Annotated in this window: 14 protein-coding genes and 1 tRNA gene; 4 read left to right on the plus strand and 11 right to left on the minus strand. The window is 37.6% G+C overall.

Annotated features, from left to right (window positions below; translation table 11 throughout):
* Positions 1-22: 22 nt before the first annotated feature.
* From H710_RS05630 to H710_RS05645, 4 genes are all read left to right on the plus strand, one after another.
* Positions 23-979 (plus strand): ABC transporter permease, encoded by a 957-nt coding sequence (locus H710_RS05630; protein WP_041849838.1) that lies wholly within the window; start codon positions 23-25, stop codon positions 977-979.
* Positions 972-1922, plus strand: a complete 951-nt coding sequence (locus tag H710_RS05635) for an iron chelate uptake ABC transporter family permease subunit (RefSeq protein ID WP_041849839.1) — start codon at positions 972-974, stop codon at positions 1920-1922. Before H710_RS05630 ends, H710_RS05635 begins: the two co-directional genes overlap by 8 nt.
* Complete coding sequence (locus H710_RS05640; protein WP_041849840.1) at positions 1919-2677, plus strand: iron ABC transporter ATP-binding protein; 759 nt, start codon at positions 1919-1921, stop codon at positions 2675-2677. The genes H710_RS05635 and H710_RS05640 overlap by 4 nt, the downstream gene beginning before the upstream one ends.
* A gap of 87 nt (positions 2678-2764) precedes the next feature.
* Positions 2765-2838 (plus strand) — tRNA-Gln (locus tag H710_RS05645).
* 1033 nt (positions 2839-3871) lie between these two features.
* Here the strand turns inward: H710_RS05645 and fliQ are convergent.
* The 11 genes from fliQ to motC form a co-directional block, all read right to left on the minus strand.
* Positions 3872-4138 carry a flagellar biosynthesis protein FliQ gene (gene fliQ / locus H710_RS05650; RefSeq protein ID WP_041849841.1) on the minus strand — a complete coding sequence of 89 codons (267 nt, stop codon included), beginning with the start codon at positions 4136-4138 and terminating at the stop codon, positions 3872-3874.
* Entirely contained in the window at positions 4135-4710 is a 576-nt protein-coding gene (flgD, locus tag H710_RS05655; protein WP_041849842.1) for a flagellar hook assembly protein FlgD, read from the minus strand. Before flgD ends, fliQ begins: the two co-directional genes overlap by 4 nt.
* Positions 4711-4727: 17 nt before the next feature.
* On the minus strand, positions 4728-5147 hold the full coding sequence (gene flbT / locus H710_RS05660) for a flagellar biosynthesis repressor FlbT (RefSeq protein ID WP_041849843.1): 420 nt from the start codon (positions 5145-5147) through the stop codon (positions 4728-4730).
* A gap of 46 nt (positions 5148-5193) precedes the next feature.
* Positions 5194-5562 carry a flagellar biosynthesis regulator FlaF gene (gene flaF / locus H710_RS05665; RefSeq protein WP_005767724.1) on the minus strand — a complete coding sequence of 123 codons (369 nt, stop codon included), beginning with the start codon at positions 5560-5562 and terminating at the stop codon, positions 5194-5196.
* 19 nt (positions 5563-5581) lie between these two features.
* Entirely contained in the window at positions 5582-6664 is a 1083-nt protein-coding gene (locus H710_RS05670; RefSeq protein WP_041849844.1) for a flagellar hook-associated family protein, read from the minus strand.
* 7 nt (positions 6665-6671) lie between these two features.
* Positions 6672-8042: a flagellar hook-associated protein FlgK gene (flgK, locus tag H710_RS05675; protein WP_041849845.1), complete on the minus strand. Its 1371-nt coding sequence runs from the start codon at positions 8040-8042 to the stop codon at positions 6672-6674.
* Positions 8043-8070: 28 nt separating this feature from the next.
* On the minus strand, positions 8071-9285 hold the full coding sequence (locus tag H710_RS05680; RefSeq protein WP_041849846.1) for a flagellar hook protein FlgE: 1215 nt from the start codon (positions 9283-9285) through the stop codon (positions 8071-8073).
* A gap of 235 nt (positions 9286-9520) precedes the next feature.
* Positions 9521-10213, minus strand: coding sequence for a response regulator transcription factor (locus H710_RS05685; RefSeq protein WP_041849847.1), 693 nt, complete (start codon positions 10211-10213; stop codon positions 9521-9523).
* A 289-nt stretch (positions 10214-10502) separates the two neighbouring features.
* On the minus strand, positions 10503-11063 hold the full coding sequence (locus tag H710_RS05690) for a transglycosylase SLT domain-containing protein (RefSeq protein ID WP_041849848.1): 561 nt from the start codon (positions 11061-11063) through the stop codon (positions 10503-10505).
* Complete coding sequence (locus H710_RS05695) at positions 11026-12306, minus strand: flagellar hook-length control protein FliK (protein ID WP_244875598.1); 1281 nt, start codon at positions 12304-12306, stop codon at positions 11026-11028. The genes H710_RS05690 and H710_RS05695 overlap by 38 nt, the downstream gene beginning before the upstream one ends.
* Positions 12306-13673, minus strand: a complete 1368-nt coding sequence (gene motC, locus H710_RS05700) for a chemotaxis protein MotC (protein WP_041849850.1) — start codon at positions 13671-13673, stop codon at positions 12306-12308. Before motC ends, H710_RS05695 begins: the two co-directional genes overlap by 1 nt.
* Positions 13674-13749: the final 76 nt, after the last annotated feature.

Raw genomic sequence — 13749 nt, forward strand, 5'->3', positions numbered from 1 at the left:
TTTCTCGTAGGAATTATTAAGCGTGAAAAATTACTGGATAGCTATAATAGCTATTATTCTGCTTTCCATTCTCAGTATTTTTGTTGGTTATTCTGATATAACACTCTCTAATCTACTCTTAAAAGATTCTACTGGATGGCTCCTTTTTTGGCAAACACGCCTACCACGTACTGCTGCAGCACTCTTATCAGGGATGGCGCTTGCACTTTCAGGAATGATTATGCAAATGCTTGTGCGCAATCGCTTTGTTGAACCTTCAACAACTGGAACTGTTGAATCTGCATCGCTTGGCTTACTTTTGATTATGATGTTCGCCCCTGGCATGCCTGTTCTTGGAAAAATGGTTATTGCCACCATTTTTGCTATGGCAGGCTCTTTGCTTTTTATATTTTTACTATGTCAAATCCCTTTAAAATCTACTCTTATTGTGCCACTTACAGGCATTATGCTTGGATATGTGATTAGTGCCCTAACAAATACTATCGCTGATTATGAGACGCTTCTTCCCTCTCTTCAAGCTTACTTATTTGGTAGTTTTGCAATGGTTCTTGAAGGAAGATACGAACTCTTATGGCTATCTCTCCCTGTGTGTATTCTTGCCTATTGTTTTGCTGACCGTTTCACAGTTGCTAGCCTTGGAGAAGATCTAACAAACAACCTTGGTCTAAATTACCGTAGCGTTATGTTTTTAGGTCTCTTTATTATTGCATTAATCACTGCCCTTGTGGTCTGTACAGTCGGTCGTATTGCTTTTGTTGGGCTTATTATTCCAAATCTTGTATCAAACATCATGGGTGACAATATGCGCTATAGCGCCCCTTGGATAGCGATCAGCGGTGCAGGATTAGTATTAATCTGTGATATTTTAGGACGAATATTGCATCATGGTGCTGAAATCCCTATTGGAACCATGATGGGTGTTATTGGTAGCTTTATTTTTATCATGCTTCTTTTACGTTGGAGAAAACGTCTTGGATAAGCAAAAGACGACCCCTCTCATACTTATAACACTTATTTTCAGTGCTTGCGTTGTCATCAGCCTTTATATGACATGGAATATCAATGCTTATACCTGGTCATTACGTTTAACAAAATTGATCTCTCTTCTCCTTATTTCTTATACAATTGCTGTTTCCACTGTCTTATTTCAAACAATCGTCAATAACCGACTGCTGACCCCCTCTATTATGGGGTTTGATCAACTTTATATCTTAATCAAAACTGTACTCATTTATTATTTAGGCTCTCTTTCTCTACCTTTTTTGAGTAAAGAAGGACAATTTCTTCTTGAAGCTCTTATCTTAATTATTTTTTCAATAATTCTTTTTCGCTGTTTTTTTTCAGGAAGCTTCAAAGGACTTCACCTTACCCTTTTAATTGGTGTAATTTTAGGCGGCTTTTTTTTCAGTTTGCGTATGTTTATGCAGTTACAACTGGATCCAGATCAAATGATGACTTTAGCAAATGTCATGTTTGCAAATTTTAATACATTTAATTCATCATTAATCGGCATTGCTACAATCCTTGTCCTAATCATTAGTGTGATGAATTGGCGCTTATATCATATGCTTGACATTCTCGCGCTCGGCAATGAATTTGCTCTTAATCTTGGTGTTGATTATAAAAAAAGTGCTATAACTATTCTCATTTCCGTTTCTATTCTTGTCTCTATTTCAACATCACTTGTCGGGCCTATCACCTTTTTCGGACTGCTTGTTGCCAACCTTGCTTATAATATCTCACCACAAACAAAACACAGTGTTATTATACCAATCGCGGTATTATTGGCTATCATCTGTCTAATTGGTGGGCAATTTATTTTAGAGCAAATTTTCAATATGGCAGGACGTCTAAGCTTCATTATGGAATTTTGTGGTGGCATTATCTTCCTGACTTTATTGATGAAGGGACGACTAAAATGATTGAAATCAATCATCTTTCTAAATCTTATGGTGCTCAATTGGTTATTGATAATCTGTGCCTTCATTTGCCAAAGGGAGGAATTACTTCCCTTATTGGTCCCAATGGTTCTGGAAAATCAACCCTTTTGCTGATGATAAGACGCCTTCTGCCAAAAAATCAGGGATCGATTAGCATTGATGGTCTTGACACTCATACAACACCACACGATGTTTTAGCCAAAAAACTCTCACTCCTGCGTCAAGACAACCCTTTGTCTGTCCGTCTTACTGTGTATGATTTAGTCAGCTTTGGACGTTACCCCTATTCTAAAGGCCGATATCATCATGAAGATAAGAAATTTATCGACAATGCTATCCAATATCTTGATCTACAAGGCTTAGAAACACGATTTTTAGATGAGCTCTCTGGTGGACAACGCCAACGGGCCTTTATCGCCATGCTCCTCTGTCAAGATACGGACTATGTATTATTAGACGAGCCCTTGAATAATCTCGATATGAAACACTCCATTGCTATGATGAAGCAGTTACGCCGTATGGCTAATGAACTCAACAAAACAATTCTTCTTGTTATGCATGATATTAATTTCGCATCTTCTTATTCAGATATAATCGTTGCGCTCAAACACGGTAAAGCTGCTTACTGCGGAAGCCCAAGAGAAATTATGAAACCAGAAATTCTCAAAGAAATTTACGACACAGATATTCAAGTTAAAATGATCGATGGTGTACCCATTGCCCTGTATTACCAATAATTTAATAACTTTTTTTAGTGCTCGCACACCCCAAATTTAAGCTTGCACACACCCCAAAATTTGCTAAAAGCAATAAGCTTTTCATATTGGGGAATAGTTTAATGGTAGAACAGCGGACTCTGACTCCGTTAATCTTGGTTCGAATCCAGGTTCCCCAGCCATTTTACGCTCAATAATTGTCGTTTTTTATAGCCCTTTCTTTAATTTTAGAACTATAAACTTAAATCACAATTGTTTTCAAAAGCTACCCAAACAAAACACTATAATGTCTGTATGGTAAGATTCTAAAACGCTTAATTATATGAAACCCAGTGTAAAATTTAACCTTTTACGATATTTCATAAATTGATGCTTATTCGTTCATATACATAACAGAAAACGGCAATCATGAGTTTTTAAAGCATTTTTCCAACTCTATGTGCTTTCAAAATCGTCGTAAAATCAGTGGCAATTTTAAATCACAAATAGATAGTATGAATCTTTTCTGACCATAAACCTATATTTTTCCTTGAACCTAGATCTTTTCACCCTCTTTTATTAATAACATCCTCACCTTGATAGATAGCGCATACTTGTAAAACGCATCGGCCCTCAACAAAAGATTTTATAAAGCTAATTGAGACTTTCTGTTCAAATCTCTTGCTAAAAAAATCAATGCTCATATAGATAGGCAATCAACAATCATCAAAGAATCATGAGGATTATATCAACTGCCACAGCAGCGCTTGCGTACACTGAAAAAGTAAGTAATAATTAAATAAAAATATCTTGTACATTTTCTTCATGGATTTTCAATCCTCGTTACTATAAAATGACACTTTTTTACGAAACGATGCTTTCTATACTTAGAAATATATTAACATAGGTTTTAAATACTCTATTATTAATTTATGCATACAAAAAAGTGATCAAAAGCCGTAAATACAAAGAACACAAAAAAATATGAATGAAAAATGATAGTGAAAATTTCTGAACTTATGCCAACAAATCAACTTATAAAATCTATTTCATGAAAATAGTTGAACACTAACCTCCAAGGCTTCTTCTAAGTGAGAAAAATCAAATATACTCAAAATAAATTTCTATTATGAGGCCATTTAATAAAAGAATTTTTCTATCTTTCATCGTAAATACTGAAAGAATTTTGCCAAAATATTCATGAACATCGTATACCAACATGTGATATGAAAATTTTTAAAAGCCTGCTTCTATTCGATTATAAATTAATTGCGTAAAAGCATAAATTTGCCCCCCAACAAAGGGAGCCGTGAACGCTAATACTAAAAAAATCACAATGATTTTTGGAATAAAGGTCAGGGTCATTTCCTGAATTTGCGTTAATGCCTGAAATAAAGCGATAATGATGCCAACAGACATAGCAGCAAGAACTGCAGGTCCACTGGCAATCAAAACAGTCCAAATAGCAGCAGTTACCATATCAATGGCATCAGCTTCATTCACGCTTTAGCTCCACCTTTAGATTTACCACCATCTGTATCAGGCTTATCTGTATCCGGTTTGTTTGCATTAGGCCAACCTACATAATAAGGTGTTTCAGGTTTATCAGGCTTGTCTGTATCAGGTTTTTCAGACGTCTCAGGTTTCTCAGCCATAACAGTTACACCTGGACCAATCAGAACTTTTTCACCATTATCTAATGTCGCAACAATACCATCACTATAGATATCAACGGATTTCACATATCCTTCAATCACATTGCCATCTTTATCCTCAAATTGAATATATTTGCCAACATACCCTTCTGCTCCATTTGTTGCCCCATTTGCGAGCACTTGTTCAAGCTTATCATTCATTTTTATAGCTTGTTCAACCATCGAAAAGCTTGCTAATTGTGCAACAAATTCTGTCGAATTCATTGGATTGGTTGGATCTTGATTTTTCATCTGTGCTACCAATAATTTCACAAATGTATCGTAATCTGTATTCTTTTTTGCCCCAGTATCTGGAGTATCTTGTTGTTTCTCACCACTACCCCGAAAAAATCCAGGATTACCAACTGTACCTACTGTCATCTCATACCTCACTAACGTTACATTGCAATTTTTTTTATAGTATCATCCGTTGGGGATATTTTTCCCATAATTTGAGCTTCTTTTTGAAACAAACTACGAATAACTTTTAACACTTCAAAAATTTTATTTTTTTCTATTAAATAAGTGCATTCTTTTAACCCTTCTAAGAGCTCTCTATCAGTAAATGTTTGCAGTAATTTTTTTAATAATTCGACAAAAACAACCAAAGCTTGATCAGCTCCTTCCGGATTGATTAACATGAGTTGAGCAGAAAAATAGAGCTGTTTAAGTGGTGTATCAGTGTCTTCTATTTGCAAAACGTGCCCTTCTAAAAGAAAAGTCGCATCATTTAACAATTCCAAAGTCACCTTACGATCTACACGCAATACTGCACCATTGAGAAAGATTTTTTCATTTGGCTTTAATCTCAAATACATTGTGTTCTCCCCCACTGCTTTTTTCACCCCTCATATCGTTTTTATCTCATTCATATCTTTCCGAATTTGCAGCAAGGCCATCACGGATAGATTCAGAAATTTCAACGAGGACATCAAAATCAGCAATCTCTCCTTCATCTAATCTTTGAATTTCTTTTAAAATAAAAAAACCAATAGAAATCAGTGATGCCTTCAATGTTTGTGGTAAAGCATTTTCTGCCTGTCCTAGATCTTCAATAAGAATAACCCAAAGCTTTCGCGCAAATTGAACAGCTTCATTGGCTTCATATGTACCAGGGCCTTTTTCCTTTGCATCCTGAAGAAGCTTGATACACCGATCAAACAAAGATCGTTCACGCTCGCGCGCACTCATTGCATCATCTTCCATGACATCTTCGTATCGCATCTGATACATTAGATCACTACACCTTTGTTTATTTTAGATAATTCACAAGACTTAATTGGCTCATCCGCGCTGTCAAGGTGTAAGAGAGATTGAGCATCGCCTCCAAAGCCTTTACTCTTTGTCCAGCCTCCGTAGAATCTACACCAATCATATCAATTTGTTCACCTTTAAGAAGATTTGTCTGAATCTCGATCTGTTTTGTTGCTCCTTTAATTCTTGATTCAGTGCTCCCCAATCTGGAAGCTGTTGCAATAATCTCATTGATAGCAGTCGTTGTGGATGTTTGATCAGAAGAATTACGTGCCTTTGCAAAAAGAGCTTCCTGTGCCTCTTTTGATAAGCCAATGTCGCCAAATTCTGCGACTAAAATCATATTTTTCATAGCATCGCGAAAACCTTTCTCATTCGCGCTTGCCGCAACATTCACTGTCTCACCATTAGGACCAATACGCTTTTCAATAGAACCATCTTTAGCATTTGAAAAAATTTTGCTAAAATTCTCTTCATCAAATAATGTGCTAAATACCTCATCAATAAACTTGTCCATATCTTCTGCAGTAAGATCTTCTGGATTTCTCCCATCTAGGAATGTTGTAAAGGCATCATGAACAACTTTACTAGGCCCGTCTTCTCCTCCTACTTTATAAGCGTTTAAAGGCGGTTGAGTGGTATTTGTTCCACCAAATATATAATCACCATTATAGCTGGTATTCAAAGCAGAGATAAAGGAAGCTAAAGCATTTTCTGCTACGGCTTGCGCTGCCGATGGTGTTTGATTGGCGGCATCACCCACAAGCATATTATTAAAAAGTGTCAACGCTCCTGGTGCTGTTTCATCATCACCTGCTGCAATCAAACTTTGAATTGCAGCCTGTGCAGAAGACATCCTCGAGAGAGCCAGTTTATTGGTATGACTAAAACCTTCTAAAAAATTCATCTGATTTTGAATATCGACTAATCGTCCTGTTTTACGACCTAATGTCAAACCTGGATCATATAACTGCCCAGTCACCAACTCATAAGCAGCCTGCATCAATTCGGACTGCCCCTTAGCAATCGTATCACGCTGCGAATTATTTAAAACATATGTAGAAATTGATTGAATTCTCATTATACACCTATCGAATTGCGATCATAAGATCATCTAACATTTTACCAACTGTACTGATAATACGTGTAGTTGCTGCATAGGCTTGCTCTAGTTGCAACATCACCGCCATTTCATCATCTGTATTAACACCGGTTTCGTTGGATAATGCTTCAGCAGCACGTGCAAACATTGTTCCTTGATATTTTGCATTTTTATCAGCATCTGAACGGACCCCTTCAAGCCAACCCATTGAATTTTTACCAAAACTCATAAGAGATTGTTCTGTAGCCAAACCTGTATCAGAGCCAAATTCACGCTTTTGATCAAAAGCATCAACTAATGATTGAATATCTTTACCAAAATGTTCTGGACCACCGCCTGGTGTATTGCTATCAAATATAGGATTGAGCTTTATCCGCCCTGACAAGCCTACCATAGGACCTATCTCGCCCTCCGGTTTATCACTGTCTAAAAATAAAGGAGGAGATCCAGGAAATATCGACATCAAAGCACTGGCCATTTCATCCAATTGTTTTTGATATTGCGGTGCCATTTCATCACGCACCTTTAACAATCCACCAAGGTTCCCACCACCATTAGGCTCTGCAAAAGATGGATGCCCTAAAGGAACGCCATCAACAAAGACTTGCTTTCCTGCTATACCAGCAGGTAAAGAATTGCTAGATTCAAACGTGACTTTCCGTGGACTTTTGTCATATAAGGTACTACCATCCATACCATAGATGCTTGTACTCCCATCCTGGTGACTAACCGTGTTAATCCCAATTTCTTGAGATAATTGCTTTAAAACTGCATCGCGCTGATCCATATAGCTATATGCATCTCGACCTGCATTTTTTTCTTGAACCACTTTTTGATCAAGCTCATGAAACTTTTGTAAAAGATCATTAATGTGATCAACAGAATCTTGAATATCACTATCTGCATCATTGCGTAATTTTTCAATTTCACGATTGCCTTTATTTAGAGTATTGACTAAATCACGCGCACGATCAACCGCAGCATCTCCAGCAGCACGCTGGTCTGGATCATTAGCATAAGCTTGTAATGCTTTCTGAAAATCACTGAGCAATTGAGAGGGCGAATTTGAAAACCCATCTGCACCATGAATCTCAGCCAAGCGATGCAGACCATTAGCCAAGCTACCAGCAGCAGCAGCTTGACTTGATTTGACTAAATAATTGTCTAATAAAAAGGGACTATCATCACGACGAACTGCAACATGAACGGCACCCCTTGGCCCCGATTCCAAATAGGATGTGCGCCGAGTATAATTCGGATCTCGAGCACCCGCTATATTTTTTGCCACAACATCAAATTGACTTGTTGTTGCCTTGAGCGAATTGCGTGCAGTGTTAAGTGCTGAACTAAGAGCCATGATCTTACCCCCTTTTGATTTTTCTAGATTATCGCTTCAAATTAACAATCACATCCATCAATTCCGAACCGGTTTGAAAAACTTTAGAGTTGGCTGTATAATTACGTTGAGATTCAATCATATCCGTTAATTCTTCACTCATCTCAACATTTGAATCTTCAAGATAACCGGCAGTTAATGAACCAAATACACCGTCACCAGGACGCCCTACCATTTGAGCTCCTGTATGGGTATTTGTTTGAAAAACAGTACCACTCAAAACCGTTAAGCTTTCCGGTGATGTGACGGTTGCAAGGCCTACATAACTAATAACACGCGTTTTCTGATTGGTGTATTTAACCTCAACTTCACCATTTTTACCAAAAGTAAAACCATCAAAAGATCCCACTTCCATACCGTTTGCTTCTGCTTCAAAAGCATACGAATTCCCCTTTTGCGTTACTAAAGAATCCTCTCCTAGCCCACCCAAATTTATAGCAACTTGGAAAGTCCCTGGAGGATCTCCTCCATCATTTTCTGGCAAGGTTAGTGTAAAGTTTGGAAGAGGAGCCTGAAGATTGCCTTCTTTATCAAAATTGAAATCTGCAGTGCCAACCTTATTGTCTCCATGGTAAGCATCGACTGTCCATTTATTATCAGCAGTCTTACGCATATAGAAATCAACCTGAACTTTTTTACCTTGGCTGTCATAAACAGTTACTGATTTTTTCTGGTTATAACTCTTAGGATCGTTGGGATCAATCACACCCTCTCCTAAAGACTCTGCGCTTGCATCAAAGTTAGCTTTAAAATCAATTTCTGTTGTTACTTCAGGACCAAATAAATCGGTTGGTCCCCCTTTAATTTGAATCCTCTGACCTTCATCATTCAAAAGATAATACCCTGATGAATTACGCAGATACCCATCCTTATCACGCGAAAAAGACCCTGCACGTGTTAAAAATTCATTTCCATTTTCATCTTCAACACGAAAAAAGCCATTGCCATTAATCATCGCATCCCCCGAGCGACCTGTTGCACGTGCAGGACCATATATTGAAATATCATGGCCAACATGACTTTTCACTCCACCAGGAATATAAGCGTAATCTCCTGAAGGCGTTACGTAATTAGAAAATTGAACATTTGTACGCTTATATCCAACCGTACCAGCATTGGCAACATTTTCTGCTACACCAGAAAGGCGCTTTCCTTGAGCGTTCATCCCTGAAACACTCGTATGCATCATCCCATAAATACCCATATTATCTCCTATTTATCGTGAGCCTGCAACACTACGTGCAATTAACCTATATATTCATTTAAGAAAGCTTTCTTGCGTGAAGCTTTTGCTGAAGCCTTTTTATTAAAATAAATACGACCTTTTACAAAGACACATTTTTAAAAGCCATGCCACATTGAATATGTCCAAGAAGTGAAATCGCTTAACAAATCGTCAGGTGAATAAAGAGAAGAAAAGCAGTTAAAACTAGCTAAGTCTAGGAATTAGTTTTGATGACTAAACTATATCCAAGAAATCGCTTTGAATCGATGATGTCATACCCAACCTTCAGTTTCAGTTTTTTACGAAGTTTACTAATATGACTCTCAATGACATTTTCTTCGATAACATCGTCAAAAACACCATAAACAGCATTAAATATTTGTGTTTTATTGGCGCGCCGTCCAAAATTTGCTGCCAGATATTCAAGAATGCGCCGCTCACGACGTGGCAAAGGAAAATCTACACCATTAATGCGCGGATCACGCCCATCATTAAAAACACTAATAGGGCCAACTTTTATTGCAGCATCAGCACTACGAATGTCACCCCCTATACGGCGGCGAATAGCAGCAATACGTGCCAAAATTTCACGAACATGAATTGGCTTACGCAACACATCATCAATACCAGCTTGAAAAAGTTCTATTGTGTGATCAAGAAAATTTGTTTCTGTCATCGCCAAAATAGGAGCTGAGCTGTAAAATCGGATTTCTTTAGGAAGTTCAACTCGATTGTCACAATCACCTAAGAGGACTGCTTCGATTGAGGAAACTTCGCTGCTTGGAGCTTTTGAAATCCAATTACTAAAATCAGAAGGAGAAAGACCTGTTGTTGCTACCCCCTCCTGAGAGAAGAGCGTAGAATAGCCATCAGTTACTAATTTGCGGTCATCTACTACAACTATCATGAGCCCTCCACCCCAATAATTTATATTATACACGCAGCCCAATTATATACGTTGCCTAAATTTACACATAATAAAACCACAATATCTTCATAATATGTGCAATTTCAGTTTAAAATAATATAACTTTAATCACTAGAAAAACAAGCTGTTTTCTGATTTATTGTACAAAAATGGGATTTTTATATCTTGAGTTGTAAGATTTTTCTCACAAAAGCGATTTAAAATTGTAAAATTATGTTTTTAAAATTATCAAATAAAAGATTTTTCTATTTTTTATTTAATGTTTTTTCTATGAGTCTTTACAAAATATTTTAGAATTAGAAGTCCATTTACCAAAACCACTTGCAACCATATTACTTATAACACGGCAAACATAGCGCTTTTGAGCTGGATTGTTATTGAGTCCAGCATGATAACGCGCAACCGCCATAGTCCAGTTGCCCTCTTTTTGATGCAAAATTTGTAAAAAACGCGCTGCATAATCCACGTTTTTGTGAGGCTGCAGCATCTCTTCTATAGAAGCAAAATGTGACCCGTGATAATAATCATTAATCTGCATACACCCAACATCAATTAATTTCACACCGCGGCTTTTTGCGTCTTTAAAAAGACGAACAGCTTCTGTCTTCGTTTTTGCAAAAACAGCCCTACCATTAATATTCAATGCATAAGGTTGCAACGATTCCTTATGACCTGTTTCTGTCAATCCAACGGCATAAAGAATACCCAAAGGGATATGATAACGCTTAGAAGCATTCATCATTTCTGCTTCACATACATTGCCAGCGGCAGCACTGCTTAATATAGTAAAACTATACAACCAACCGACGGGAATTGCGCGGATGAACATCTTCAAGAGAAAGATCCACAAGTGACGAATCCTCCAACAAAAATCGTTTAAAAAATTGCCTTGATTCATTTTGTCCACTCTGATCGTTATGATCAAATGCCTGATGCTGTCCATGAGAATTTTGTTCGCTATTATTTTGCCTTACCCCCTGATCCATCTGTGACAACTGACCTGATTGAGCATTTTTATCAATAATGGTAACTGACAAGCGGCCACCATCATGAATATGCGCCTTTTCTAAGATGAGGATCAACATTTCTTGATTATGGGCTAAAAGGCGCGCTGTTTCTTGATGCTGAGCTTGTAATTCAACATGAAGCCCCTGTGTAGTCATCCGCAACTTTGCATCAATCGAGCCAAGTTCAACAGGTGTGAGCTTTAAATGCAAAAGCTGCACATGACCAACCTTCTTATTCAAAGTGACATGAACATCACTGAATTGGCTAATGAAATTTGGTTTTTCTTGTTGCATAGCAACATTATCACCCATTTTAAAATCCCCAAGAAACAGAGATTTTGCGGTCTCCACATCAAAACGCACTGTTGAAGATTCACTGCCCCGTATTAAACTGTGTGTGAAATTTTGTGTAAAATGCTGTGCATGCTTATGGACCTTCAGATTTTTTTCCTTTATACTTGTTTGAGTATCTTCCTCAACGCTCTCTGCTTTCTGCATATTTGCAATCCATTGCTCTCCCCTGTTACCCCTTATAGCGGAGTGACCACGCTCGTTTTCTGTAAATTCACCAATTTTCTTTTCAATGATTTCTTGTTTTACAAATTGTTGAGATAAACATAGCGGATGCTCCTCACCCTGAAGTGCAACACTTTTCTGCATGTTTGAACGCGAATGCTTTGCTTTTAAAGCTTTATCTGAAACTTCTTCTTCTGTTTGCAGCCATAAGAAATCTTTATTCACCTCCTCTTGCTCTGCTTCATCTTGATTGATCACCTTTTCAAACGCTTTGTTTGTGTGATGCTTTTCGTCTTTTTTGTCCAACACTCTATTAAACGTCGATGCAGAAGAAGATGTAGCCGCATTTGATTCTAGCATCCCTTCCGTTATCTGCATCGGTGATGAATTATGAGAAAAATGCTTTTTATCGCGGTTAACCAGTGCTCCAAATTCTTGATCAAACTGATTATCTATATCCCCTTGTGCCCTTTCCAATTGTGCTGAAATCTTATTCACTGGAGACATGAGCGCAGAAAGAAAACCACTCAATCCATCAATATTGATCATTATATCTTCTCTCCTAATAATTTGTCGATGGCATCTATCTTCTTTCGTGTTTGTTCGATAAATTGATCTGTCTCTGTTGCAATAGAAAGCAAATCACTTTGTTGTCCACCGCGTCTCTTTGACTGTGTCTTTAGTGTTTCTTGGCTTTGCGACGGTGTAAACTCTTGTGTCTCAACAACTTGAAGATTATTCGATAAAGAAGAAGAAACCCTGTCTGCTATAGCTTGCGCAGCAGTCAATAAAGGGCGATCTCTTTCTGATAAATCTTTGCTAGAAATAGTCTTCAACATCTGTGCTGCTTTTTCTGCTGTCACTGAGCTAGCTAAACTCGCAGCATAATAAAGATGGATAGGGGCATCGTTAACATTCAGTTTATGCGCCAATATAAGAGCTTTTTGAGCACTCAGTTTCACTCTTTCCATGCGTGCATCAATCAATGCTGCACGGCTCACTTCCGTATATGTCATCAATTGCAGTATTGTCGGTGCATATGAAACCAATGTTTCGAATTGCTCATCGCTTAAGCTTTTTTCAATGCGTGGAATAACAAGTCTAAACTCACTCCAAAAATTATTCGCATAGGGTGATTTTTCAAACCGATTTGCATAATTGCGTACTAACAACACCAAAAGTTCTGCCTTCTCAAGCGTTGCAGCAACCCTAAGTTCACGACGAATTGCACTCTCTTCAAACAAAGTTCCTGGAGCTAAAAGCCTAACTTGATTAAGTTGTTTTAAAGCCAAAGCAGGATCTTTTTCACTGGTATTTGTAACAGTAGAGAGCACAATGGATAAAAATAAAGCATGGGGAAGTGACTGAAGCTCTTGATCGCTCAAATTTGCAAAAGCTCTAAAAAATTCCTCTCTTTTATGAGACGTATAGGCCAAAGCACCTGTTATCAAATTTTGAGCAATCACTCCTTGCCCATAATCTTCTAAAATTATCCTAACAACCCGAGGATTTCCGCCATTTAAAAGATAGATCAATAAGGCATAAAGATTATGCTCATCTTGCCAAACATCAGGACTAAGAGTTAAAAATTTTTCACCAATCTCTCTTAAAAGTTCTGGTTGTTTCTGTAATGCCCCTTCCTGACCTGACATAATTTTGTCTTGTAAATTTTGTAAGGAACGAACAAGCTGTATAGGCTGAGATAAAATAATCCTTGATGAAGTAGAAGATTTTTCCTCTGAAACAGATAAATCTTCAGAAGGAAGAGCTGCTTGGGCGACAAAAACCTCTCCAAATTTTGTGTCAGTTGCTGTTTCGACTTGTTGTAAAGAGGCCTCTACTCTTTGCGGACATATCGCTTGAATCAAAACAAAAAAAAGCAAAAGACAAACACTCTGTATCCTTCTCATCATCATGGTACCTTATTCTTTTTTGGGGACAAACCCAAGTTGAATAGGCTTTTCGGATGACTTTTAAATGCTAGCACCTTTT

Source organism: Bartonella bacilliformis Ver097 (assembly GCF_000709795.1).
Classification (GTDB): Bacteria; Pseudomonadota; Alphaproteobacteria; order Rhizobiales; family Rhizobiaceae; genus Bartonella; species Bartonella bacilliformis_A.

Coding starts and splice junctions, on each gene's coding strand:
- H710_RS05690 (WP_041849848.1), bottom strand. CDS start 11,063: ATGTTCATCCGCGCAATTCCCGTCGGTTGGTTGTATAGTTTTACTATA.
- H710_RS05670 (WP_041849844.1), bottom strand. CDS start 6,664: ATGAGAATTCAATCAATTTCTACATATGTTTTAAATAATTCGCAGCGT.
- flgD (WP_041849842.1), bottom strand. CDS start 4,710: ATGACAGTAGGTACAGTTGGTAATCCTGGATTTTTTCGGGGTAGTGGT.
- flgK (WP_041849845.1), bottom strand. CDS start 8,042: ATGGCTCTTAGTTCAGCACTTAACACTGCACGCAATTCGCTCAAGGCA.
- flaF (WP_005767724.1), bottom strand. CDS start 5,562: ATGTATCAGATGCGATACGAAGATGTCATGGAAGATGATGCAATGAGT.
- H710_RS05695 (WP_244875598.1), bottom strand. CDS start 12,306: ATGATCAATATTGATGGATTGAGTGGTTTTCTTTCTGCGCTCATGTCT.
- flbT (WP_041849843.1), bottom strand. CDS start 5,147: ATGTATTTGAGATTAAAGCCAAATGAAAAAATCTTTCTCAATGGTGCA.
- H710_RS05680 (WP_041849846.1), bottom strand. CDS start 9,285: ATGGGTATTTATGGGATGATGCATACGAGTGTTTCAGGGATGAACGCT.
- motC (WP_041849850.1), bottom strand. CDS start 13,673: ATGATGATGAGAAGGATACAGAGTGTTTGTCTTTTGCTTTTTTTTGTT.
- H710_RS05685 (WP_041849847.1), bottom strand. CDS start 10,213: ATGATAGTTGTAGTAGATGACCGCAAATTAGTAACTGATGGCTATTCT.
- H710_RS05640 (WP_041849840.1), top strand. CDS start 1,919: ATGATTGAAATCAATCATCTTTCTAAATCTTATGGTGCTCAATTGGTT.